The organism is Pseudoalteromonas sp. 2CM39R (assembly GCF_023161845.1).
Genome location: NZ_JALNTM010000003.1, coordinates 334,288 through 359,976, shown reverse-complemented (window position 1 = coordinate 359,976; position 25,689 = coordinate 334,288). Strand labels below are relative to the sequence as shown.

Genomic DNA, 25,689 nt, shown 5'->3' with positions numbered 1-25,689 from the left:
CTGGATATGATGATCATTTAAAAGTGTAACACCAATAAAAAGGAAAAATTATGTGGGCTGCAGTAAGTTATCTTGTAACAGCATTGGTATTTATAGTATTGGGATTAACGGTTAACTCCATTTACTTTGCAGTTGTGTTTTTTTGGACCGCACTTTCGCTACTATTAGTCAGCGGCGCTTATTTTTTCAACGCAGGGAAAGTATTTAGAAAACGCGAAAATGGCGTTATCCCTTTTTACATTCGCTGGGCCTTTGTGCCTTTTTTATTAGGTGCGCAAATTTATAATGCATGGTCACGTAAGCGTGACAAAGTACCGCCTATTCAGCAAATAAATGATAACCTATTTTTAGCATGTCGTTTATTCCCCTCTGATATAGACACATTGAAAGAAAATGGCATTACCGCTATTTTGGACGTTACCTGTGAATTTGATGGCCTTGAATGGACATCTACGCAAGAAAATATCGATTATTTAAATATTCCTGTTCTTGATCACAGTGTGCCTACACACTCACAGTTAAACCAAGCCATTAACTGGATACATCATCATATTAAAAAAGACCGTCGTGTTGTGGTGCATTGTGCATTAGGGCGTGGACGCTCGGTGTTTGTTATGGCGGCATATTTATTGAGTCAAAATAAAGATGCGGATGTGCATGATATTCTTGCACAAATAAAAGAAACACGTGAAACTGCGAACCTTAACAAACGCCAATTACGCCATTTAGTTAAGCGCCACCGTAAGGGGGAGCTACTGATAAAAAACAAAGCGTACTTAATTGCTAATCCGGTTTCAGGCACTAAGTTGTGGTCTGAAAAAGAGCATTTAATTGTTGCGCGTTTATCTGCGTATTACGATTTAACCATTTTAAAAACTACGCCAGAACAAAATGGCATTACATTGGCTAAACAGGCTATAGAAAGCCACCCCGATATTATTATTGCTTGTGGTGGCGATGGAACTGTAACTGAGGTTGCCAGTGTGTTGGTAGGTACGTCTTGTCGATTAGGAATAATACCACTGGGCACAGCAAATGCACTCGCTCATGTATTAATGGGGATAAAATCTAAATTTATTCCTGTTGAGCAAGCATGTGATTTAATCATTGATGGTCAAGCTAACCTTATTGATACCGCGTATTGTAATGATGAGCTGATGCTATTATTAATTGGTATTGGTTTTGAGCATGCAATGATTGAAAAAGCGGATCGAGAGTCTAAAAATAAATCAGGTCAACTTGCTTATTTAAATGGTTTTTTACACTCATTTGGCGAAAATAAAGCGCAACAGCTAATAGTTAAATTAGATGATAATGAGCCTGAGACTATTAATACAAATAGTTTTATTGTGGCAAATGCTGCCCCATTCACTACGTTATTAGCGCAAGGGGGCGGGCAACCCGACCACCGCGATGGGTTGTTGGATGTAAATTGGCTAACGCCAAACAAAGATAATGAAACCACGGTATTAAGTATTGCTGAGCTGATGTTTAGCAGTATTACGCAAACGCATCTTGCTATTAACTCGCATTATACCAATGCAAAACGTGTAGAAATAAGCGCAGATGAAACGCTAAATTACGTGATTGATGGCGAGGTTAAATCTGCAGATAAAGTGGTGGTGAGAATTCACCCAGCGTCGTTAAATGTAATATGCCAAGAGCAAACACCTGATTAGAAAGGCGTATGTATTACGCCATTGTTATTTTATGAGCCTTTTATTTTTTAATAGAAGGCCATACAAAACCTGATGTATCAGGTTGTGAGGATTCTGACTGCTTAGTCGGTTTATTTCTAGGCTTACGTAACGGCTTGTTATTAATGGTATGGATATAAAGCGCTTCTACTTTATCTCTTGCCCAAGGCGTTTTACGTAAAAATTTTAAGCTTGATTTTATACTTGGCGAATCTGTAAAACATTTGATATTTACTTGCTCGCCCATTGCTTTGAAGCCTAAACGTTGTTCTAGTTCAACAAGAATTTGCTCTAAAGTTACCCCATGAAGCGGGTTTTTTGGTTGATTATTCATAGTCACACTGCTTTTTTAAACTGCATGTATTGTAGCGTATCCCACCGCATCTTAATAGTTTAGAGATGGCTGACAAATCCCAGATTGTTAATCTTGATTAATTTACAGTAATAGTAGAGGGCTTCTTAGGATAAATAAGGTTACCTTGTTTATCGAGCTTTAGCCAAATTAACTGACTGTTGTTATGTTGGGGGTATTTAGCAGCACAAATAAGGGTAACAGAATGAACTTGCAGTATGGCACCTTCGCTATAGCGTTTATTATCATACCAGCACTCAGTATTAGTGTTTATAAGCTGGGTAGCATCAACAATAGGAAGCGTTTGTATTGTGTTAGCGTAGCTTAAAGCTGAAAAACACAAGCATAAAACAGCAATAATAAAAGTAAAATAATAACGCATGAATAACCTCAAGGTGTTTAAAATAACTACACTTAGCAAAAAAACATGCTAGGGTAAGTAAGACAACTTCAGTAAAACACAGAACAATAAAAAGGTGAACACATATGCTATTTAATCAAACGATGATTGACGAATTTACACTACTTGCCAAATTCCCACGCGAAAGCAAAATGCAGGGCATTAAACTCCATTCAGATGCTGAACCCGCTTTACTGAGCGCAGCACAACGTTTGTTTGATAAAGGCGTTATTGATAGCCCAGATGGCGGTTATTTAACTGATCTGGGCTTAGACTTAATTGAGCACGTCACTGTAATACACAGTGCGTTAAAAAGTTAGTTTGCGTCGGGTTGATTTTCTGGGGCTGCATCAATAAAGGCGGTCAACTCATTACAACGCTGATAAACGGCTGCTATTTTAGGGTAGGCAGCCATATCTACTTTAAAGCGAATGGCATTAAATACCTGTGGCACTAAACATACATCAGCTAAGCTTGGCGAGTCGCCTGCGCAAAATGTATTTTTGCTATCAAGCATGCGTTCTATTTTATCAAAACCAACTTCAACCCAGTGTCGGTACCACTTATTTTTTGCTTCATCATCAACATTAAGTTCACTACTTAAATATTTAAGCACTCGCAAATTATCAATAGGATGGATATCACAGGCAATTGCATAACTTAAATTGCGAATGTGTGCTTTTTGCCAAGCATTACCTTGCAGTAATGGTGTTTCAGGGTATTGCTCTTCAAGGTACTCTAAAATTGCTAGAGATTGACCTAATACGCCGTCTTCTGTTTCTAAAGCCGGTAACAGCCCTTGAGGGTTTTTCTGTAAGTAATCTGTGCTTTGTTGTTCTGATTTTAATAAGTTAACAGGTACCAATTGATGATCAATATTTTTTAGATTTAATGCGATTCGAACACGATACGCTGCAGATGAGCGAAAATAAGTATAAAGCTTCATAATCTTATTATCCTTGATTGCCATTAAAGTGTTTTTTGATTGTGCGCCAGCAATCAGTGTAATTAGCTTGACGCTCTTTACCTTCTAATGCGTATTTAGTCGGCGATATTACATAACGTGACTCAAACATAAACGCCAACGTATTATCGTAGCGTTGTGGCTCTAAATCGGCGTTTGACGCTTTTTCAAATACGTCTGCTTCAGGACCATGCGGCGACATACAGTTATGTAAGCTCATGCCACCTGGCACAAAGCCATGCTCTTTTGCATCATATACCCCTTCTATTAAGCCCATAAACTCACTCATAATATTACGGTGATAGTAAGGCGGGCGGAAAGTGTTTTCAGCCACCATCCAACGCGGTGGGAAAATAGCAAAATCGATATTCGCAACGCCCTCAGTACCCGATGGTGAAGTGAGTACGGTAAAGATTGAAGGGTCGGGGTGATCAAAGCTAACGGTATTCATGACATTAAAGCGAGCTAAGTCGTATTTATAAGGCGCACTATTGCCTGTCCAAGCAACAACATCCAGAGGAGAATGACCAATATCACAACGAAACATATTGCCATTAAATTTAGCAATCAGTTCAAAATCACCCTCAATATCTTCAAAAGCCGCTACTGGATAGTGAAAGTCACGATCATTCGCATAACCGTTGGCACCCACAGGGCCGCGCTCAGCAAGGACATAGGCATGGCCGTAGTTTTCACAAATATAGCCACGGGCAGTGTCGGTTAGTAACATTACTTGAAATTTAATACCACGCGGAATAACGGCAATTTCGCCGGCTTTAATAGTTAAATGCCCAAGTTCTGTTTTAAGTAGTAGTTCACCTTGTTGCGGTACAAATAACATTTCTCCATCGGCATTATAAAAAAAGCGCTTGTCCATGGATTTATTGGCGACATACACATGAATACCAATACCGGCTTGCCCATTCGCGCTGCCATTGGCAGCCATAGTGATTAAGCCATCGATAAAGTCAGTGGGTTCTGCTGGTATATCAATTGGATCCCAGCGGAGCATAGTTGGTGGAGTCGGTACTTCGGTAATGGGAGCGGTTCTAATTAAGCCATTGTCTATGGCTGTATAATCGCCTTGCACAACCGATGGGCGAATACGATACATCCAAGTGCGGCGGTTATCAGAGCGCGGAGCGGTAAATGCAGTGGTACTGAATTGCTCCGCGTATAAATCATATTTTACTTTTTGCGGACTGAATTGCCCAATCGGTAATGCACCAGGCAGCGCTTCGGTTTCAAATTCATTGCCAAAGCCGGTCATGTAGTTTAATCGTGTCGCCATTACAGACTCCTGTGAAAGTGGGGGAGTGTTATGTTTTTGTTATTTACGCTAAGATACTCTCAAGTGAGACTAATATCAAATACACTGCTTATGACCGTTGTAAATAAAAGTGAACAGATAAAAGTCGTATGTAAATAAATAAGTGATTCAATATGAAAATAGATTTAACGACATTTTTACCCTATCAAATAACACACTTAGCAACACAGGTAAGTAATGATTTTTCGAGTATTTATAAAAAAGAGTTTGATTTAACTATTCCTCAGTGGCGAATAATGGCTAATTTAGCGCAATCAGGCCAAAGCACAGCAAAACAGTTATGTATTCAAGCAGATATGGATAAGTCGACAGTATCAAGGGCAGTAAAAACGCTAATAGATGAAGGGCTTATTTATAGTGAGTTAAATAAGTATGATAAGCGCGCTGCATTTTTAATGTTAACTGATAAGGGCATGGCTTTGTATGAAAAAATAACGCCACAGGCATTGCAGTGGGAGCGTGCATTATTAAGCTGCTTGTCGGATGATGAACAAAGCCAGTTAATCGCTATTTTTGAAAAATTAAAAAATAAATTACAGGCATAAAAAAGCCCACAAAGTGGGCTTTTAAATAGACTAATTTAATTAATCAAATTAGAACGTGTAACGAACACCTACACGCATTTCCCATAAAGAGGCATCGCGTTGAACAGATTGCTCAGCACTACGTGCACTGAAGTCTGAGTAGACGTATTGACCTTGATCATTCGTTTTAACTTTAAGCATTCTATTACCTACGAATGAGCCTTTTCTTAATACACCCCAGTCATCGTTTAACATATTAGTTAAGTTATCGATTACGAAGAATGCTTCACCTTTATGGCCGTCCATAAAGCCTGGTAACTCTTGAGTAATTTTAAAGTTAAATTTAACGAACCAATCAGAGTTCTGTTGGTTACGACCTGCGATTTCACCACGCTTAAGACCTTCAGATGCGATAAAGTCGTTAAACTCGTTGATTTCATCAGCACTCATGTCGTAGATCACATTAGGATCGTTTTCAAGCGGTACATATAGCAATTGACGCGAGCGATTAGAGTTTGCGTCACCAAATGCACTATCGCTTCCGTTAAATGTGAAGCTATAAGGTAAACCTTTGTATGCTTCACCAAATAGGTTGAAGCGAGTGTTATAACCATCAAAGAACTCGTGCTTATAACCTAGGTTTAATGTAAAGCGATGTGGGATTTCGTAATCAGAAGATGCCACGCCAGGGTTACCCGGGTTTGATGTTGCTAGGTTACCGTAGTTTGAGCTGGCTACAGAACTAGTCATTGGGTTTACATCATCAGCATCAGTGTAAGCGTAAGAGAACTGCATACTTACGCCGTTATCGAATGCTTTGCTTACTGCTGCTGAAATAATTGATGATGAACCGCTATCACCGTTAACATTAGTCAATAATAGCTCGCCATCACGACCTTCAATTGATTCATACAATGGACGACCGTCAAAACTTACTTCACCAGTAGGGCGAAGTGCGATATCTCGTAATGTAGCTGCATCGCGCTTATCAGTGTAAAGGTAATCTAGAGCAATTACATAATCGTTTTCAGTAGTGTAGGTTGCACCAATCGAATATTTCCATTCTGATGGAATTTCAAAGTTAGGATCTACTGCATTTGTTGTAGCATCACCTGAACCAATTTCAGTATTCGCTACTTTATCAAACATATCTTGTGGAACTTCATAACCTGGCGTACCACCGTTTACATTCGGTGTATCAAATAAATCTACAAATGTTTTAGCATCGTCACCAGTACCTACTACGTAAGAGTTACTGATATCGCCAATTCTAGCTCCGATATTTGTGATGCCATCATTTGAATATGAGTTAGACAACCATACATTTGGGTTACCGCCTGAGAACAAGCCAACACCTGCACGCACTTCTAGTGCATCGGTTGCATACCACTCAAAACCTACACGTGGTTGAATTAAATCAATACCGTCAAACGTTGACTGGTTACTAAAACCGTAGCGATCAGTATAGTTTTGGTTTAATGCTGGTTTGTCATCGCTTGAATAACTATCATAACGAAGACCAAATGTTAATGATGCATCGATATCTGAAAAGCTGTATTCATCTTGTACATAGAATGTATTTTGTGAGTAAGCGAAGTTAGCAGCTGCATCTGTTGGATCATTTGTGCCTGCTGCATTATTGTAATACACAGCACTTGCTATACCTTGCTTGTAATCATCGATAGATGCAAAACGCCACTCACCCTCAGTATGCTGTACGAATTGGTTAAATACTTCTAACTTTTCATACTCAAAACCAGCAGTAATCGTGTGTTGATCAAGGTAGTAAGTACCTGAGAACTTAGCTGTTGTGGTGTCGTAGTTTAAATCATTTGATTGACGAGAGTCATCAGGACCTACGTAAACAGTGGCAGCTTTAGTATTGATTTGGAACTCACCAAAGCTGCTTGCCGCGTCTAAAGATTCAACACGAGCGTCAAGCTCTGATTTACCTAAGCGAACTTCAGTTGAGAAATCATCATTCCAATCAGAGTAAAGTGATGCAACAATTGAAGTAAACTCAGCACCTTGCTCATAAAAGTGGCTGTTAAATGCAAGCTCATCACCATCAGCATCAGATTGCGATAAAGTAAAGCCATCATTGTAGTTATAAATTAGGTTAGCACGGTGATCATCGTTGATGTTCCAATCTAATTTTACTAAGATTTTTTCATCTTCTACTGGTGAGCTTGCTGGTGTAGCACCGGCTTCGTAACCGTAAACATCACGTGTAATCTGTCTAATTTCATCAATTTCTGCAGAAGACACTAAAGATGAATAGTTAAACTGTTTAACACCTTCAAGTTTTTCGTAAGAGGTGAATAAGAAAAGCGTATCATTGATTAGTGGTAAGCCAACGTTGAAACCATAACGCTTTTCACTGAAGTCACCGTTATCAACGTCATTACCTTCAATCTTATCGCCTTTCATTGAATCGTTAGTGTAATCGTAGAATACACCACCGTGAATGTCGTTGCCGCCAGATTTGGTAACTGCATTGATGTTACATGATGTAAAACCACCATATTGAACATCAAATGGTGCTAATTCTACTGCTACTTGCTCGATTGAATCAAAAGAGAATGGAGCGCGAATTGTAGGGTAACCGTTTGAGCTTAAGCCAAAGTTATCGTTCATGCGAACGCCATCAAGGGTTAAGCTGTTAAAGCGTGGGTTACCACCACCACAGTTGATTGAACCACGGCTATCATCGATAGCAACACGAGGGTCAATACGAATAATATCTTTTAAATCACGGTTAATAGCTGGTTGATTTTCAAGATCGCTTAACGTAAATGTTGAAGCAGGACCCGTACCACCAGACATAGTGCTGATAGGGCGACCTGTAACAACAATTTGCTCAATATCTGAGATATTTTCAAGTGAAGTATTAACAGGGTAGTCGCTACCAATGTTCAAAATAATATTATTGAACTCTTGGTCAGCGTAGATGTCTGAGTCTACGATTACTTTGTAAGGGCCGCCAACACGAAGACCTTTAGCAGTAAAGTAACCAGCGTCATTTACTTGCGTTGTTTTAACAGAGCCAGAAGGCACATGTAAAATTTTTACTTTAGTGCCGGCAGCAGGGTTACCGTTAGGGCCCATAATCTGCCCTTTAATTGCAGAAGTTGTTTCGTTTGCAATTGCAGCACCACTCACACCAACACATGCTGCTATAGCAAGTGATAGAGCTGTTTTGCGAAGTTGAATTTTCATTTTATTTTCCCGTGTAGTTAAATAAACTTTTAATAGCTTTTTTATTTTAATTTTGGACTAAGCGACCGCAAAATACACTTAATCCAAAATACTTACATAGTGTACCTTATTTGTTTGTTACAAATAAAATACAACTGTAATTTTTTTATTATAAAACACTTTATTTTTGAAATTTAGCATTTTATCTATGTTTCAATATTTTACCGTGCAGATAGTAAGTAGTTTTTATGACAAACAGATGAAAAATTATTTTTTCCATAAAAAAAGCCATTACATGCATGTAATGGCTTTTTTAATTTTATGAGCTTTTGATGTGCAAGTTATAGGTTAAAACTTATAGCTAACACCGATTTTAGCTTGCCAAGCTGATGAGCTAGTTTGATATTGGCTATAGTTACGAACATCAGCGCCATTAAATCTGCTATCAATTATATAACGACCTTGATCGTCTAAGCCGCCAAAGTCGTAAACTGCTTGGTCAGAGAAACCTAAGCGCTTTTCTACGCCCCAGTCACTGTTTAATAAGTTGGCAAAGTTATCAATCATAAAGTAAACCTCACCGCTATGACCTTTTGCAAAACCTGGGATCTCTTGTTTAACGCTAATATCCATAGTGGTAACCCATGGTTGCGTGCCTGAGTTACGGCCTAAGATTTGACCTCGCTCAGAAATACCCGCTCTATTAAGTAGTGTCTCAAGTTCACTCCATGATAGCCCTGATTCATCCCAGTTTACGTTTGCATCATCTGCACCAGTTGGAATATACGCTAAATAAGCTGAGCTTGAATAAAAGTCACGCGTATCACCTAAGTCACTATCTTGATACATACCCATAGTATAGCTAAATGGACGACCAGAGCGACGTTCAAAATACACATTAAATCTTGTGGCATAGCCACTGAAGAACTCAGTGTTATACGCTAAATTAACTTTAAAGCTATGCTCTACTTCATATGCACCACGGGCAGCAAAGTCTTCATTTCGGCTCTTAGTGATATTGTACTGATAGTTGCTTTGTGCACGTGATGAAGAACCTGAAGACGCTTCTGTTACATCTTGATGTGCATAGCTTGCTGAAATATAAAGGCCATTTTCCCACTCTTTAGCAAGTGCTGTTGAAATAATAACAGAACGACCATCATCAGTTGAGTTAGTCATTGCGATATCAAAGTTATCAGCTAAGTCACCGCTGTAAATACTTTCATAGATAATACGTTCGCCGTCTGCCGCTACACCTACAGGTTTAATGGCGGTGTTATGCCACACAGCTTCGTTTTCTTTTTTGTGATAAGCAATTTCTGCTTGCCATTTAAAGCCTTCACCTAATAACTCAGAATCAAAGTCGTACTCAAAACCAAGTTGTGCACGGATGCTTGACGGTAGTTCAAAATTTGGGTCAACATAGTTTGTGCTACCTGCACCTTGAACTAAAGAGCCTTTTATGGCATCTGGTACTTGAGTGATATCAGCTTGATTATTAGCATAATAATCGTTAATAGCACTTTGAGGTGCATCTACAAAAGTAATGCCATCGTTTTGGAATGAGTTATTGTACCAAACGTTAGGGATACCACCTTGGAAACGACCTACACCACCGTTAACTGTTAATGCTTCTGTAGCGAAATACTTAAAGCCAATACGCGGTAGAATAATATCTAACCCATCGAGGTTTTCTTGATTGCTAAAGCCATAGGTGTTTAAAAAGTTTTCGTTGAGTGTTGGTTTATCATCAGAAGATAAACGCTCATAACGAACACCTGCTGTTACTTCTAAATCATCACCAACATAAAAAGTATCTTCAATGTAAAGTGCTAATTGATTACGGGTTGCGTCGTAAGCGGTGTCATTAGGGTTATTTGTAAAGGCATTGCTGTAGCTAAAATCGTACTTTCCTTTGTAGTTACCTACTTCACGATTTTCGAAACCATTAAAGTTATCAAATTCCCATGAACCGAGTGAGTTAGCTGCAAAAAGGTTGTATAAGTTTAACGACTCATATTGCATACCAAAGTTAATTTCATGCTCGTCCATTAAATAAGTGGCATCAAGAGAAAGTGTTAAATTTTCTGTTGCTGAGCTATTTGCATGGCGAAACTCATCGGTACCAAAGTTATAAGAAGGTCCGCGGAAGTATTCTTCAACTTTAACGCTACCAATATCAGAATTTGTTAAACTTCTCGATGATACATCTTTGTATGCAATACCGATTTCAGTTGAAAAGTCTTCGTTCCAATCTGAATATAGCTTAGTAGCAAAGTTATTAAACTTGGTTGCGTAGGTATAACGACTTGATGCAAACTGAACTGATGTGCCACCAGTACCAAAGTTTGTTTCATCTTTGTCATCTTGCCACTGATAGGTAAAATCTAAGCGATGATCATCAGCAATGTTCCAGCTTAATTTTACAAGTAATGTTTCGTTGGTGTCTTTAGGGTCGCCTCCAAGAGAGTCTGTTAAGCCGTATTCGTTATTTAGAATATTAAGGAAACGGTTATAGCTTTCTTCACTCACATCGTATTCGTTGGTTGCGCCTGAACCTTCAAAACCATAATCTAAATCTAGTTCGCTTGACCATTTATTGTAGTTAACAAAGTAAAATAAGGTATCGTCTATAAGTGGGCCGCCAACATTAAAACCGTAGCGTTTTTCAGTTTGGTTAGGTTCTACTTGTTCAACAATGTATGTGCGGTGACCATCGTCATCTAAAACAGGGCGGTTATCAGCAAACACTTGAGATATGCTGTCTACATCGCCAGCAATATCTGGTGTTGATGTTTCGTAAAAACCAGAAAACTTAAGTTCGTTAGTACCTGACTTAGTTACCGCGTTAATAGTACCACCACCAAAGTTGCCTTTAGAGGCTGAAAATGGAGAAACATCAACAGAGATCTGCTCAATCGCATCAAGGGCTACAGGGGGCTGCGAAGTAGGGTAGCCGCCGTAACTTAAACCAAAGTCGTCATTTTGGCCAATACCATCTACAGTTAAACCATTTGTACGTGGGTTGCTACCGGCAAAGGTTAGCTCGCCGCTACCATTAATACTAGCAAGTGGGTTTAAACGTGCGATGTCTTTAATGTCACGATTAAAGCTAGGCATGTTGTTGATGGTATCTTCACCAAACGTGCTGCTAGAACCACCCGATTGTTGGACAATTTTATAACCAGACACTTCAATTTTTTCAATATTGAGTGGTGCTAATTGCGACGTTAATCGGTAAGTTTCGCCAAGGTTTAAAAAGATGTTTTCAACGGTGGTATCGTTAAACGTATCAGAGTCGATGATCACTGTATATGGTCCACCAACACGTAAACCATTGGCTATAAAAGTACCACTTTCATTGGTGGTTAGCTCACTGATTGTGCCGGTAGGCTGATGAACGACCTTAATTTTAACGTTTGCAGCGCTCGCACCTGAAGGTGTGGTTATTTTACCACGCATTGCAGACGAGGTGTCAGCAGCCATAGCGCTTGTTGAAACTCCTAGAGCAAGAATTACTGCTCCAGTTAATTTCGAAAGGCGAAGCTTAGTCATAATGTTGATTTCCCATTTAGATGATTTAAGTTAGAAACTGAATTTATTTTTTGATTTGCTGTGTTAAAGCCATTTTTGATTTCTTGTTAGTAGGATCAAATAATGTATTTAACAATCCAGCTAAGCGAATACCAGCTTGTTGTAAGCGGGTTTTCACAATAGGGGTGTTAGTGAAAATATAGTCGTAGCTAATATTCTCATCTGTTGATTTGTATATTTGTAAAGCAAGGTTGTGTGACTCTTCAAGCCAACTTGTTGGCGTACTGTGTAAATACTCGCTAATTAGTTCGCTGTTGTTGGTATTTATAAATTGAGCATATTCAGTAAAAGATAAATTTTCATTTTCTACTAGCTTAGTATCCCACAAGCTATGAAGATTGGTTTGTTGGTTGAAGAAAGAAACCTTAATGCGATTACCGCCTCTATCTTCAGCCCTACCTGCATGAAATGGTTGATGGCTGTCGCCGACTAAGTGCACTAAAAAACGTAAACTAAACTGCTTGGCTGCAAGGCTTGCTTTGTCATCCTTCAATACTTTAATTGAATAGTGAATGCCTTCTAATATGTTTGTTACTGATTCTTTATGTTCAGTGTGTTCGTGGTTAAAGCTGAATTTTGCATCGTCATCTGCGTTAATATAGTGCCAGCATGATGATTTTTTTTGCCAAAAATCACCTGGTGCAGAGCGCATTTCATCTGGCCATGTTGAAACCTGTGCTAAAGATTCACCATTAAGATAAGGAATAAGTGCAGCTTTAGTGTTTTCGCTTATGTGCGACTCTGCAATTTTCCCAACGACGCGGTGGCCATTTTGCCCCCAAGCATTACAGTCTGTGCTTGCAAATATTGCACTAATTAATAGTGTTAATGAAAGCGAATATTTTACATTTATCTGCATCGAGGCATCCTAGTAAGTGTGATATCTAATTTGTAAAAGCTTATAAGGTCAATTGTCCTCATTTTTCATCATGATAGAAAGGACTCAATAAAATTCATACTTTCCTATTTAATGCTCTTTAAAATCAACACCTTGAGTTTTATGGGTAAAATTACCTATTGTAATAAGTAAATAAAATTGTTCAAATGAGTTATTACTCTATTTTAAATCGGTGTTTTTTGAATATTAAAAAGTTAATGTTGCATAAAACGGCAATTGTTACATTTATGTTTATAGCACTGTTGTTTAGTTGGTTTGCAGGTCACTTAGTTGTGGGTGAAAAAGAAATAGTCTTTCCTGTGATGATAAAAACATCAACGACATGTCAAACAACGACAACAGCTAATCAAAATCAGCTTATAGTATTTACCCCCTCAAAGTATGTTGCTCAATTGCTCACTCAAAACCTGTGTGACGATAAAGTCGTGGCAAAGCAATATGGGTCTGTGATTGGTTATTGGGGCTACAGAACAGTGGATAGCTTAGAGTTTGTAGGAAAAGGTATTGCGGATTTAATTTTAGCTAAAAATAATATTATGGAAGCGTTTAGAGCTGAGACTACTTACAATTATCAACCCGTGGTGGGCTTTTCAGATTACACCGCGTTCTTTATATCTTCAAAAGAAAAGCCACTGATCACTAAACAGTATTTTTTAGACAAAAGAATAGGCCTGCTAGATTATCCAACTAGCCGCTCTGGGCATATTTTACCAAAACAAACATTTAAGCAATTAGGGCTTAATATTGCTCAGCTAAAAATAACCTATGCCAGCTCACATAATGAATTGAGGGAATTATTGGCGAACGGGCAAGTTGATCTTATTGCCTCCTTTTGGAGAGAAAATGATAGTAAGCGCTTCTCAAAAAATTATATTACCCCTATAAGCAGTAATGTTGCAGGTACCCGTTGGTACTTAAAAATGCAGCATAACAATACCGATTTACTATGTGCTGTGCAGTCTCACTTACTAAGTATGTCTAAAGAACAATCGTTTCGATACTATCAAGATGTTGAGCCATATTGGCAATGTAATAATTACCCCGTTACCTTTATAGGGGAGTCGTAATGAGAAAGCTTGTATCGTCATTAGGTGTTTTTATATTATTCATCGTTTTTTCTGTCGTGTTTTATATTTCAACAACACATAAACAGCAACAGGTAAACAAGTTACAAATAACCCAAATAGAAAAACAAATCGCTTTAGACTTACCTTTGCTCGATTTATCAAATGAGCTGCTTAAGCACTCGGGTAATAAAGCGGCTTTACAGCATTATATTCAAACAGTAAATGCTCAGATTCAAGGTACGGGTATACAGGTGATTTCGATAGTGCCAAAGCACGAGTTTAACTTATCCTTGAAAGCCGATGAGTTTATTCGAAAACTAAATAGTAATAATAGCGTGGTGTTTATTGTTTTATCTTTAAAGCAAGCATATTTTTCGCCTGATGTAGTGACTATTTATATACTACTTTTTGGTATTAGTGTATTACTTATGTTCATGATGAAGCAGAGTATTACTTATCAAAAAAATAAAAAACTAGGTACTGAGCAAGACTCAATTGCCCCAGAATCAAAGTCATTAACACTCGTGATTGATTTAAAAAGTAAAACATTATCCAATAGTTATTATCCTGAGCAACAAGTAGCCTTAGCAAATAAGCCACTATGTTTTTATTTAGCACTTGTTGAATTTTGTACTAATAATCCAGAGGTTAAACTTAACCATAATAAAAATGTGCCCGAGGAGTTGCTAGAACTTGCAAATAAGTACTTTTATCGGTTAGTTGAACTCGGGCATACTATTAGAAAACGGCCAAACTTTAATAACAGTTTAGAAAAAACCTTAAGCGAAATACGTGCGGCGCTAGATGATGTATTAAATGATTGCCCAGAGCAGAAGGAGTTGTATTATCCGCCAAAGGCATTTGGAGAGGGCTCTCGTTCACGGATGCACAGCTATGGCTTAGTAAATGTTAGCCAAGGCAATATAGAAATAATAGGAAAGTAATTTAGTTTTATCGTTTAGGGTGAGTGATTTGTGGGCTGAAATGTTTGATTAACTAACTTTGCTCTCACATAAAGTTTAATGAAGAGTGTCATTAGCATTTTAATGACACTCTTCGCTGTTCACATTAGATTATTTAGGTGCAAATTCACTAGCATCAACGGGGCTATGTTCAGCAAAAAATCGCTTTAAAGCTTGCGAGTCAGTTTCATCAGTACTTACAAAACCTGCAATTTGTGTGATTTTTGGATAACTATCGCCACCTGAAGCGTTATATTCATTAATACTCATGCGGTATGTTTTGCTTATATCAAGCGGTTTTCCAGCAATGAACACGTTAGTTACCTGCTCACCTTTCAATTCAAATGCTAAGTTATGATATTGCATGTAAGCCCCAGAGTCGGGTGGAAAACGTGTCACAACGTTTAAATAGGTTAAAATATCACTGCCTTTGAAGTCGATATAGGCGACACGATTTTTGAAAGGTTGTACTTTAAGTATATCTTTATAGCTCACGTCACCTGCATTAATGCTATCGCGAACACCGCCACCACTAATAATACCAAAATCCGCACCCACGGTGTTCATTTGTGCTTGGATGATGACGCGCGCAAGGTTTGTTTGTTCAAAGCGTACTTTGTTGCGATCTCCCTCAAGTCTGTCATTGACGAAGCCAATTTTACCTTCAATTTGCTTTGCTCCTTTTTGTTGGTACGCCGCTAAAAAGGTTTGCAGTTCTGGATCTGGTTTAATGTAATTTGCTGAAAGTACGGATTTTACGCTCCCGTCTTTTTGCTTTTTATCTACGTATAAATTAACGGGTAATAATTGATAACTGAGCAGTGATAATTGGCCACTTTCCAATTTAAACTCCGCTTTTCCCACATACTTGCCCCATTCATGGGCTTGCATTATCCATGTTCCATTTTGCTGATCTGGTTTACAGGCTAAACCCGGTTTAAAGTGCTCATCAGTAACATTTTCAGCAGCCATACACACTGGCTCTTGGGAATGGCCACCAATAATCATATCAAGGGCGTTTTTATCTAAAGAACGAGCAAGTGTGACATCACCAGGGGCATTGATCCCATAATTAGCATCTACATAATGGCCCATATGCGTTACCGCAATGGTAATGTCAGGGTTATATTTTGTTTTTAATGTTTGTGTAAGTGAGGCGGTTATTTCAACCGGATCTTTAAAATCTAAGTGACCAATGTATTGCGGGTTACCAATTTTAGCAGTGTCTGTGGTTGTTAAACCAATAACGGCAATGGTTAAGCCGCCTTTATTAAATATTTTATAGCGCTCAAAAATAGTTTCGTTAGTTTGTTTATCGAAAATATTGGCAGATAAAAGAGGGAAGTTAGCCCATTGCTGTTGTTGTTTTAATACACTTAATGGATTATCAAACTCGTGGTTACCTAATGCCATTGCGTCATAGCCAATTTTCGACATGCCTTTAAAATCGGGCTCAGCAAATTGCAGGTCTGATTCAGGGATGCCGGTATTAATATCGCCACCTGATAATAATAACACCTGATGTCCTTGTGCCTTTGCATCTGCTCTTAGCTGGTCAATTAAGGTTTTACGCGCAGCCATACCATATTCGCCTTTTTCGTTATGCCAAAAGCGACCATGGTTATCATTGGTATGAAGAACTGTTAAATATTGTGCTGCAGGTTTATTGACAGAGTCGCTGGCACAGCCAGATAAACCAAGGAAAGCAACAAGAAAAATAAGTGTACGCATAAAATACCTATCGATGAATAAAAGCTCAATCTAGTAGGTGGCTAGTTTAAACTAGTTCGAGATTAAAAAAACGCACTTCTTTATGTTTTTTCAGCCAGTGAGGCTTCACGCTGTTGTTCTACAACTCTGTTTCTTCGTGCTAGTTCATCTCGTGCATATTGAGATTTTTGATGATTAACATCAATCATCCACTTCAAAAAGCTAACGGGCAATTGGGTGTAAGGTTCACCTTGGTGTAGTCCAAAGTCACAAATAGTCGTGTTGTTAGTCATTATATTTACTCCTATCACTTTGTGAGTTGATAATAACAAAAAAAAAGTGATTGATAAGGGGCTTTTTAAGTACCTTGCTAGGTTTAAAATTCATTAGAAAGAGTAACCGTGATGCACACTAGGGCACTCAGGCAATTAACTCCCCATAACATGTTTAAAATTAAAATGTAAACAGTTGTAACTATGGTGTAATCTATTTGCTATGAATTGTAGCGTTAAGTACTTATGTATCGATTTATAAAATGAATAACACTACTCTATGACGCCTAATGACAATAAAAAATAGGAAAAATAATGAAGAAGCTTATCTTAGCGTCAATTTTAACTGCAGCAAGTTTTTCAAGCGTAGCAACCGTAGTCGAAATGCAGACGAGCCAAGGAACGATAGAAATTAACTTGTTTGATCAACAAACACCTAAAACAGTAGAAAACTTCCTAAGTTATGTTGATGATGCCGCCTACAATCAAACGGTTATACATCGCTCTGTTGATAAGTTTGTTATTCAAGGAGGGGGTTTTACTTTTTCTGATGAAATGGATCCAATTACAACTAAGCCTGCGGTAATAAACGAACCTGTTTATTCAAACGTTAAAGGGACAATTGCTATGGCAAAGCAGGGCGGTAATGAAAACAGCGCTACTAGCCAATGGTTTTTTAACATGAGTGATAATAGCCAAAACTTAGATTTGCAAAATGGTGGATTTACAGTATTCGGACAAGTCACTGCGCAAAGCCAAGAAACCTTAGATAAAATTGCTGCCTTAGTTCATTGTTCTCAGGTGCCATTAGTTGGTGTTACTAAAGAGCAATGTTCAGATGAAAACTTAATCATTAGTAATGAAAACTTGGTATCAATTCAAAGTGTGGTTGTGCTTGATGATGATCCTAATTCAGCACAAAACTTAACACCAAAAGAGAATACATTAATTGATAACGTTGAAGTTACACCACCAAAAACGTCAGACTCTAGTGGCAGTATGGCATGGTTATTAGGTGCACTATTGCTAGTAGCACCTCGCTTAAAACGTGCTAAGTAAACTTTAATAAATAACGGCGAATTACTAAATTCGCCGTTATTTTTGTTTAGTTATAAAGTATGCCCAACACTAGCAAAGTCCACATTACAAATACAGATAAGCAGCCTAGTAAAAACACTCTAAAACGGACTCTTAAATGATTACTACCAAGGTGAATGAGGCTATGAATAATGCGTGTCGCTACAAATATACACGCCAATACTGCGATAGGGACACTTGCCATATTAAGCTGTAAAGCAAGTAAACATCCCGCATAAAAAAGCACAGGTATTTCAAATTGATTACTAAAATTACGATCCGCTACTCTCACATGATCGCCTGCATTATCGAGGCGCATAGCAGCAAAGTCGCTTAACTGTATTTGTTTATTTTTAGCCGCTGCAAAACGACGTTTTCCCATAATCACCATAACAACTAATGAAAGTGTTACCTGCACAAACATGGCCATTATTATTATCTTTTCCATAACTTACCTTATTATTTTCTTTGAGTATTCGATTGTTATTCACAATGTGTTACATAATTAAGTGCTAATTAGTAGCATAGTATTAATTGATAGTGGTAGTTTATAGCTGATTTAGTCTTTTTAAAACGCTAATACCTTATTCTACGATAACGGATAAAACTAAAATGAAACACATCATCGGCTTAAGTGCAATTGCACTAGCAATATTAAGCGGTTGTTCAAATACCGCCACTCTTTCTCAATCACCAAAAACCTCACTTTTATCACCAACGCTCGTTGTAAGCCCTAACGATAATCGTGAATATAAAACACTAAAGCTTGCTAACGATATTGAAGTGATTTTAGTCTCTGATCCAAGCGCAGAAAAATCAGCGGCTTCACTTAGTGTAGGTGTAGGTCTGTTACACGACCCAATGAGCCAACAAGGCATGGCGCATTACCTAGAACATATGTTGTTTTTAGGTACTGAGCGATACCCAGACACTAAAGGGTACTCCGATTTTATGACTAAAAACGGCGGCGCGCATAATGCTTACACTTGGCTCGATATTACTAACTACATGTTTAAAATTAATAACGATGCGTTTGATGAAGGCTTAGACCGCTTTTCAGACTTTTTTAAAGCCCCTAAGCTTTACCCAGAATACACAGAAAAAGAAAAAAATGCAGTAAATGCTGAATGGTCAATGCGTCGTGAAATGGACTTTTTCGGCCAATTTAAACTTGCACGTAAAATGATGGGTGAACATCCGGCTAACCGATTCTTAATTGGTAACCTTGAAACCCTAGGCGATAAAGCTGATAGTTCATTACACAAAGAAACGGTTGACTTTTATAATAAATATTACTCATCAAATATTATGAAAGTGGCGCTGATTTCGAACTTACCAATTTCAGAAATGCAGAAAAAAGCACAAAAATACTTTGCTGACATTGAAAATAAAAATATTGAAAAGCCAAGTGTTACTGCTAGCTTAGATTTTGATAATGCTGGTGGTAAACGTGTTTTTTACTCACCAAATGAAGACGTAAAACAATTACAACTCGATTTCACAATTACTAATAACCAAAATGAATTTGCAGTAAAACCTAATCGCTTTGTTGCCTATTTACTTAGTAATGAAATGCCAGGTAGTCCAGCGCAAATATTACGTGATAAAGGGTGGGTATCTCAGTTATCAGCCTCTGCCTCTCCAAATCAATATGGCAACTACGGTTCTTTGAACGTGAATATAGAGCTGACTGATGAGGGTATGAAAAACCGCGAATCAATTGTCGCGACAATCATGCAATACATTGACTTGATTAAGCGTGAGGGCGTTAATAGTAAGTACTTTAATGAAATTCGCACTTCTTTAAATAATCAGTTCAAATTTTTAGAAAAGGGCGATGAGTTTAACTATGTCAGTGCGTTGACTCAAAGCATGCAAGATTACCCGTTAAATCATGCGATAAACGCACCGTACTACTATGCTCAATTTGATGCTGATGCGGTGAACAATGTACTTAAGCAACTTAATGCCGATACACTTCGCATCTGGTATATTTCTCAACAGGAAGATACAGATTCTGAGCTGCATTTTTACGATGGCAAATATAAAATTAACGATATTAGCGATGCAGAAATTGCCAGCTGGGAAAAACCAAGTGATTTTAATTTAGCATTGCCAAGTGTTAACAATTTACTACCAGAGAGTTTTGCTATTAAAACGCAAGCTTTTAAAGAGCAGAAGCACCCTGAGCTTAGCTATGATAAAAACGGCGTGAAAATTTGGCGCCAAGCAAGTCAGCAGTTTGCAGAGCAACCTAAAGGTTTAGTTGAGGTGTATATCAACACGCAAACAGGTTTGCATGATATTAACTCAACCGTACTTTATTCTGTTTGGGCTGATCTGTATAACACTCAATTAAGTCAGTTACGAACTGAAGCTGCCATTGCTGGCATGAACGTTAATTTAAGCTCAAGTAATGGATTGGTGCTATCGTTAAGTGGTTTTACCGATAAACAAGATATTTTACTTAAACAAGCGTTAGCTGGGTTTGATGCTGAAATTTCAGCACAAGCGTTTAATCAAGCGATTGACCGTTATCAGCGAGATTTACTGAATCAACAAAAACAGTTCCCTTATGCACAAGCATTTGGTGAGTATTCAAAGCTGACTCGTACTGGCAGTTTCGATACAGAAGCGCTAATTAAGGCTGCAAAAACACTAACGCTTGCTGATTTACACGCTTTAAAGCAAAGCACCTTAGCGAATAATAACTTACGTGTATTTAGCTTCGGTAACTACAACCAAAAAGACATTGATGCTATTGCTGCTGAGTTAGCGGCTATCTTACCAAGCAAACATACTCAAACGGAGTTTGCACGCAGTAAAGCGTGGTTACCGCAACCGGGTGAAGCGCGTGTATTACACAAAGATATTGATGTCGCCGATGTAGCTGTGGTCGATATGACCATTCACCCAACTCCTGGTTACAAACAAAAAGCACAGGCAGCTGTATTGCAAGGTCACTTTAGAACAATCGCGTTTGATAAAATGCGTACTGAAGAGCAACTTGCTTATGCAGTAGGCGCATTAGCGCGTCCTATTGAAGATTACTCAGGTATTGGTTTATTTATTCAAACACCAGTGAAAGGGCCGAAAGACATTCAAGTGCGCTTTGACAAGTTTAAAAAAGAGTACGCTTCTGAGCTTAATGCCATGACTGAGGAAACATTTGCACAGCTTAAAAATGCAACTTTGGTTTCGTTAAAAGAACAGCCAAAGAATTTAAGCGACGAAATGAGTCCATTGATTAACGATTGGTATCGTGAAAACTTTGATTTTGATTCAAGACAAAAATTAATTGCAGAGGTGGAAAAAGTCACGCTTGCTGATATTAAAGATTACTACCAGCAAACAATGTTAAACCCAAAAGCAGCACGTTTAAATGTGCAGCTACGCGGTACTAAGTTTAGTGATAGCGAGTTTGCTGATTTGCCAAATCAAACTAAAGTGACGAGTTTAGATGCTTACTACAGCGATATAAAATTGCAAAAGTAAGTTTGAAATTATACTCTAAAACCAAAAAACCCAGTCATTGTTGACTGGGTTTTGTTTTAATGTCGTTAAATTATAGTATTGAACTCTAAGGAGTTATTTTGAATATTGCTTTTAAAACTGAACGTTTACTTATACGCTTCGCACAAATAGCAGATGCGGCGGAGTTACTTAAGTTAGTTAATCAGGCCAACTTTATTAAATACATTGGTGATAAAGGTATTTACACTTTAGACGACGCTAAAAAATACATCAAAGACAGTTTTATATCTGCCCACAAAGAACACGGTTTTGGGCCTTATATAATCACACTTCATGATGAAACGGTTATTGGTATTGTTGGTTTTTATCAGCGAGCGACTATGCAACATCCCGATTTAGGGTTTGCGTTAAAAGACGGCTTTGAAAAAAAGGGATATATTTTTGAAGCAGCTACAATACTTTTAAATAACAGGCATAAATTAGGTATAAAAGATGTATGCGCAATTACTTCAACGGCTAATTTAGGGTCTCAAAATGTACTATATAAACTAGGTTTTACTGAGGTGGGTAAGGCAGTCACCAATGCTGATAAAACCACCATCAAAGTGTTTATTTATGATTGAGTCTTGTTTTTTCAATTTCTTTTGCCGCAAGAATGTTGATTTGTTGCCACATTTTTTCAAGAGTCGCCACCAATGAATCATAGCCATCATCGTCGATTGGCATAACAGATGAAAAATTATGGATGCTTAGTAAACGTCTACCTGATTCTGGGTGAGTGTAGTATAAACGCCATAGCCCTGAAATATCTGCATTACCTTGCAGATCACCGTTAAAGTGGTGTAGTTCGTATTCTAATTCGTAAAATGTTTGTTGCTCTTGGTCGGTAATGACCGGTAATCCTTTAATAACCATCCAGTTGGTCATGGTATTAAATAATGTTTGCTGCGCGCTGGCACTCAGCATAACATCTGGTGATTCCCCCCATAGATGATAATTAGCAGCATGAATTTGATTACTATCTACTTTCATCGCAATACCCCGATTATTCAATGCCCCTCTTAAGGTAACTGTTTGCACTCTGAGTTGTGCCTGTGTATCTTGCACATTACGAGAAGAGTCATTAATGGGTTGCTCAAACTGGTAATATTGAGTTGCAGTTTGAATAGCCGAACTACAACCACTGATAAAGAGCACACTTGTTAAAAGTAAAAATAGTGCTTTCATTATTGTTTCCTCGGTTGCGGGTCACTAGGCAGTGACTTATCAAAAATGAGCATGTTAGGCTGTTCGTTTAAACCACGTGTAAGTGGTTGGAATTCTTCAGATAAACGTTTAATTTGTAGCAGTGTTTGTTCAAGCTGGTGGTGCATTTGAGATCCTGCTTGGTAGCTTGCCATTGTTTTATCGAATTGACGCATGGTTATTTCAAACTGTTCCATGCTTTTGGTTATTTTTTCGAGATTACGATTAAAGTCACCGGGTAAATTTTGGGTATCAGGTTTACTTAATAATATACGCATCTCGCTGGCCAATGCCTGATACTCGCTAAAGGTTGTTTGCATTTTTGCCAAGCTGTCTTCAATTTTTAAATTATTTACCTTATTCAGTACATCAGACACTTGGTCAGCAAGCACGGTTATACCGCTCGATACACTAGGAAATACATCATATTGAGCAAGCTTTTTAAGTTCGCTTTTAGGGGTGTCGGTATAAAAGTCAAAATCAACATAAACTGCACCGGTTAACAAATTCCCTGGCTTTAATGATGCCCTCATACCATTTTTTATCCACTCGATTATGCTTGATTTCCAATACTCTTTAGCTAAGGCGTTGTTGTGGTATAAACGTCCATATTCCACTTTGATCAATACAGGGACAGCGGTGTTTTTAGCACGAAAGTGAGCGGGTTTGCCATCTATTATTACGTTCGCGGGAGCTTCAACTACAGTACCTATGCGTGTACCGCGATATTCTACTGGCGCACCTACACGTAACCCACGAATGGATTGTTCAAATTCGATAAGGTAATAATCAAAGTCATAAAAGCGTTCTTCTAGAGCTTGTTTGTAACTTTGACTTAAAGAAAAGCTATGACCGTCTTTTGCCAAATCGCCGGGAGCTTGCTGGTCAGGTAAACCAACAGAAATACCACCTTTTAATAACTTGCTCAGTGAACCGGTGTTAATATTTATGCCATCAGCAGAAAGATCTATTTCTATTCCTGAGTTAACCCAAAAAATAGAGTTTAAGGTGATCAAGTTCTCGTAGGGAGCTTTAATAAAAATACCGTATTGCATTGCTTGGTTTTTCCAATCAAAGGTGGCGGTTTCTATTTGGCCTATTTTATAGTTTTTAAAAAATATGCCAGTACTCACATCGAGTACTTCTGCATTGTAACTGAGCAACTTAAAGCGTCCACCTTGTACATCTTTGCCTATTAATGCAGGCTCTTCTTGAAGTTTAAACTGCTTCTTTAATTGTTTGCTCTCGCCTGGTGAAAACTCTAAATAAACCCCTGAAAGTAAAGTACTCATACCAGTAATGCCGGTTTCATCTATGCGAGGTTTTACAACCCAAATGCTGGCATCTTCGGTAAGTAAATTATCGTAATTTTTATCTATTTGTGCCCGAGCTATTACGCTGTCTTGGCTGTCGGAAAGGCGTATATGATCTATTTGACCTATTTTTACACTACGCACTTTAATTTCTGTTTTACCAGCAATAATGCCCTCGGCTTGCGGCATAGTGATGTAGATTGTTTGCCCTTTATTTAATTGATACTGATAAAGCATCCAAATACCAACAAATAAGGCAACCGCTGGAATAATCCAAATCGCAGAAATCCGTGTTTTTTGTGCTACGTTGGCTGTTTTAGTCATGCTTTATTCTCTGCGTTTTTATTTTTAGGTGAATCCCACAGTAAACGAGGGTCAAATGCGTGTGCTGCCATCATTTGGCATAATACCATAACAGTAAAAAAGACGATGCCTAAACCCGGTATAACCGACATTAAGTTTCCTAACTGCACAAGGGCGACTAATATAGCCACAACAAATACATCAATCATAGACCACTTTCCTATAAATTCAGTTAGTTGGTACACTTTTGTGTAACCTTTTGTATAAAGGTTGGCGGGCTTTGTAACCATAATGCACAAAAAGCTTAAAATAAGCGCCTTGGCTAATGGCACCACTACACTTGCAAAAAATATAATCAGCGCAATAGGGTATGAGCCACTATTCCATAAGGTAATTACACCGGAAATAAGGGTTGCAGGAGTTTCATCCCCTAGGCTAATAGTGTACATAATGGGCAGTAAATTTGCTGGGATATAACAAATAAGTGAAGTAACTAACCATGCCGCTGCCTTTTGTACGCTGTAGGGGTTTCTTAAATATGTTTTACTATGACAACGAGGGCAGGTGGATTCGATACTTAGTTGGTGGCAAACATGACAGGCTTTTATATTGTCATCTATCGCACGCTTTATGCCAGCACTACCTTCAAGTCGAGTTGCAGGGCTTACCTGAGACCATAACCGGGCACGATTTAACCGTGTTAACGCACTAACATATAAAACTACAAATCCCACATAGGCAAAAAAGCTAGTGCCAAAACTAACATCAGCTAATGACATTATTTTAACCATACTAACCAAAACACCAATCAAAAATATTTCTGACATGATCCAAGGTTCAAGTGCCAAGGTAAATTTTAATAGTCTTCTTGCAATTGCTTGCGGTAGTGTTTTAAGTGCTCCTAAGTGCAATGGGATTAAAATAATGAGCAAGCTCATAGGTAAAATAATAATGCTGATATCAATAAATAGGCCAAGTAGGTCACTATCATAATTAAATAAAATACGAGCAGCGTCAGGTAGGGTAATCGTTTGGGTAATACCGTTGCTACTAAAAGAAATAAATGGATAAAACATACTGCTGAGCAACATCAGCAGTGCGCTGAGGCTCAGGGCGACTATTTCGATGTCATTATTAACATTAATACCGCGAATCTTATGGTTGCAGCGAGGGCACAGTGCGACTTGCTTTGCATTAATGACGGGAATATCAATGATAAGATCACAGCTTGGGCAGGCAGTTTGCAAAATGTTAGCTTATAGTTAATTCAATAATTTAAATATTGCTATAATTAATAGCTAAATACAAA

At 38.1% G+C, this 25,689-nt stretch carries 21 protein-coding genes; 8 read left to right on the top strand and 13 right to left on the bottom strand.

Going from position 1 to position 25,689, the window contains the following annotated elements; translation table 11 throughout:
- The first annotated feature begins 50 nt into the window (after positions 1 to 50).
- The gene (locus MTF66_RS08915; protein WP_138621904.1) at positions 51 to 1,679 is read left to right on the top strand and encodes a diacylglycerol kinase family protein; all 1,629 of its coding nucleotides are present in this window, start codon (positions 51 to 53) and stop codon (positions 1,677 to 1,679) included.
- 40 nt (positions 1,680 to 1,719) lie between these two features.
- On the opposite strand, the gene MTF66_RS08910 is transcribed toward MTF66_RS08915, so the two are convergent.
- Together MTF66_RS08910 and MTF66_RS08905 are read right to left on the bottom strand one after the other, a co-directional pair.
- Positions 1,720 to 2,031, bottom strand: coding sequence for a VF530 family DNA-binding protein (locus MTF66_RS08910; protein WP_010389056.1), 312 nt, complete (start codon positions 2,029 to 2,031; stop codon positions 1,720 to 1,722).
- 97 nt (positions 2,032 to 2,128) lie between these two features.
- Positions 2,129 to 2,431, bottom strand: a complete 303-nt coding sequence (locus MTF66_RS08905) for a DUF1496 domain-containing protein (protein WP_054201254.1) — start codon at positions 2,429 to 2,431, stop codon at positions 2,129 to 2,131.
- A 104-nt stretch (positions 2,432 to 2,535) separates the two neighbouring features.
- Here MTF66_RS08905 and MTF66_RS08900 point away from each other — a divergent pair, with 104 nt between their 5' ends.
- Positions 2,536 to 2,769 carry a TIGR02647 family protein gene (locus MTF66_RS08900; protein WP_008464346.1) on the top strand — a complete coding sequence of 78 codons (234 nt, stop codon included), beginning with the start codon at positions 2,536 to 2,538 and terminating at the stop codon, positions 2,767 to 2,769.
- On the opposite strand, the gene maiA is transcribed toward MTF66_RS08900, so the two are convergent.
- Positions 2,766 to 3,395, bottom strand: coding sequence for a maleylacetoacetate isomerase (maiA, locus tag MTF66_RS08895; protein ID WP_138621905.1), 630 nt, complete (start codon positions 3,393 to 3,395; stop codon positions 2,766 to 2,768). The genes MTF66_RS08900 and maiA overlap by 4 nt on opposite strands.
- A 7-nt stretch (positions 3,396 to 3,402) precedes the next feature.
- Entirely contained in the window at positions 3,403 to 4,704 is a 1,302-nt protein-coding gene (gene hmgA / locus MTF66_RS08890) for a homogentisate 1,2-dioxygenase (RefSeq protein WP_055011950.1), read from the bottom strand.
- A 152-nt stretch (positions 4,705 to 4,856) separates the two neighbouring features.
- Between hmgA and MTF66_RS08885 the strand changes: the two genes are divergently transcribed.
- Entirely contained in the window at positions 4,857 to 5,288 is a 432-nt protein-coding gene (locus tag MTF66_RS08885) for a MarR family winged helix-turn-helix transcriptional regulator (protein WP_138621907.1), read from the top strand.
- Positions 5,289 to 5,336: 48 nt separating this feature from the next.
- Here MTF66_RS08885 and MTF66_RS08880 read toward each other — a convergent pair whose 3' ends face one another.
- The 3 genes from MTF66_RS08880 to MTF66_RS08870 form a co-directional block, all read right to left on the bottom strand.
- Positions 5,337 to 8,486, bottom strand: a complete 3,150-nt coding sequence (locus MTF66_RS08880; protein WP_138621909.1) for a TonB-dependent receptor — start codon at positions 8,484 to 8,486, stop codon at positions 5,337 to 5,339.
- A gap of 327 nt (positions 8,487 to 8,813) precedes the next feature.
- Complete coding sequence (locus tag MTF66_RS08875) at positions 8,814 to 12,020, bottom strand: TonB-dependent receptor (RefSeq protein ID WP_138621433.1); 3,207 nt, start codon at positions 12,018 to 12,020, stop codon at positions 8,814 to 8,816.
- A 43-nt stretch (positions 12,021 to 12,063) separates the two neighbouring features.
- On the bottom strand, positions 12,064 to 12,918 hold the full coding sequence (locus tag MTF66_RS08870) for a S1/P1 nuclease (RefSeq protein ID WP_248527058.1): 855 nt from the start codon (positions 12,916 to 12,918) through the stop codon (positions 12,064 to 12,066).
- A 236-nt stretch (positions 12,919 to 13,154) separates the two neighbouring features.
- On the opposite strand from MTF66_RS08870, the gene MTF66_RS08865 reads away from it, so the two are divergent.
- Together MTF66_RS08865 and MTF66_RS08860 are read left to right on the top strand one after the other, a co-directional pair.
- Complete coding sequence (locus tag MTF66_RS08865; RefSeq protein WP_041709394.1) at positions 13,155 to 14,024, top strand: hypothetical protein; 870 nt, start codon at positions 13,155 to 13,157, stop codon at positions 14,022 to 14,024.
- Complete coding sequence (locus MTF66_RS08860) at positions 14,024 to 14,968, top strand: hypothetical protein (RefSeq protein WP_054201248.1); 945 nt, start codon at positions 14,024 to 14,026, stop codon at positions 14,966 to 14,968. Before MTF66_RS08865 ends, MTF66_RS08860 begins: the two co-directional genes overlap by 1 nt.
- Before the next feature lie 129 nt (positions 14,969 to 15,097).
- Here MTF66_RS08860 and ushA read toward each other — a convergent pair whose 3' ends face one another.
- Entirely contained in the window at positions 15,098 to 16,717 is a 1,620-nt protein-coding gene (ushA, locus tag MTF66_RS08855) for a bifunctional UDP-sugar hydrolase/5'-nucleotidase UshA (protein WP_138621429.1), read from the bottom strand.
- A gap of 80 nt (positions 16,718 to 16,797) precedes the next feature.
- Positions 16,798 to 16,989, bottom strand: coding sequence for a hypothetical protein (locus MTF66_RS08850; RefSeq protein ID WP_010389030.1), 192 nt, complete (start codon positions 16,987 to 16,989; stop codon positions 16,798 to 16,800).
- A 294-nt stretch (positions 16,990 to 17,283) separates the two neighbouring features.
- Between MTF66_RS08850 and MTF66_RS08845 the strand changes: the two genes are divergently transcribed.
- Positions 17,284 to 18,027, top strand: a complete 744-nt coding sequence (locus tag MTF66_RS08845) for a peptidylprolyl isomerase (protein WP_138621427.1) — start codon at positions 17,284 to 17,286, stop codon at positions 18,025 to 18,027.
- A 46-nt stretch (positions 18,028 to 18,073) separates the two neighbouring features.
- Here MTF66_RS08845 and MTF66_RS08840 read toward each other — a convergent pair whose 3' ends face one another.
- Entirely contained in the window at positions 18,074 to 18,493 is a 420-nt protein-coding gene (locus MTF66_RS08840) for an MAPEG family protein (RefSeq protein ID WP_138621425.1), read from the bottom strand.
- 164 nt (positions 18,494 to 18,657) lie between these two features.
- On the opposite strand from MTF66_RS08840, the gene MTF66_RS08835 reads away from it, so the two are divergent.
- Together MTF66_RS08835 and MTF66_RS08830 are read left to right on the top strand one after the other, a co-directional pair.
- Positions 18,658 to 21,540, top strand: a complete 2,883-nt coding sequence (locus MTF66_RS08835; RefSeq protein WP_138621423.1) for an insulinase family protein — start codon at positions 18,658 to 18,660, stop codon at positions 21,538 to 21,540.
- A 98-nt stretch (positions 21,541 to 21,638) separates the two neighbouring features.
- Complete coding sequence (locus MTF66_RS08830; protein ID WP_075170363.1) at positions 21,639 to 22,142, top strand: GNAT family N-acetyltransferase; 504 nt, start codon at positions 21,639 to 21,641, stop codon at positions 22,140 to 22,142.
- On the opposite strand, the gene MTF66_RS08825 is transcribed toward MTF66_RS08830, so the two are convergent.
- Genes MTF66_RS08825 through MTF66_RS08815 form a run of 3 tightly spaced genes read right to left on the bottom strand, consistent with a single transcriptional unit; the run spans position 22,129 to position 25,627 of the window.
- On the bottom strand, positions 22,129 to 22,746 hold the full coding sequence (locus tag MTF66_RS08825) for a PqiC family protein (protein ID WP_138621421.1): 618 nt from the start codon (positions 22,744 to 22,746) through the stop codon (positions 22,129 to 22,131). The two genes, MTF66_RS08830 and MTF66_RS08825, sit on opposite strands and share 14 nt — an antisense overlap.
- The gene (gene pqiB / locus MTF66_RS08820; RefSeq protein ID WP_109875241.1) at positions 22,746 to 24,401 is read right to left on the bottom strand and encodes an intermembrane transport protein PqiB; all 1,656 of its coding nucleotides are present in this window, start codon (positions 24,399 to 24,401) and stop codon (positions 22,746 to 22,748) included. Before pqiB ends, MTF66_RS08825 begins: the two co-directional genes overlap by 1 nt.
- On the bottom strand, positions 24,398 to 25,627 hold the full coding sequence (locus tag MTF66_RS08815) for a paraquat-inducible protein A (RefSeq protein ID WP_248527057.1): 1,230 nt from the start codon (positions 25,625 to 25,627) through the stop codon (positions 24,398 to 24,400). The genes pqiB and MTF66_RS08815 overlap by 4 nt, the downstream gene beginning before the upstream one ends.
- Positions 25,628 to 25,689 lie beyond the last annotated feature (62 nt).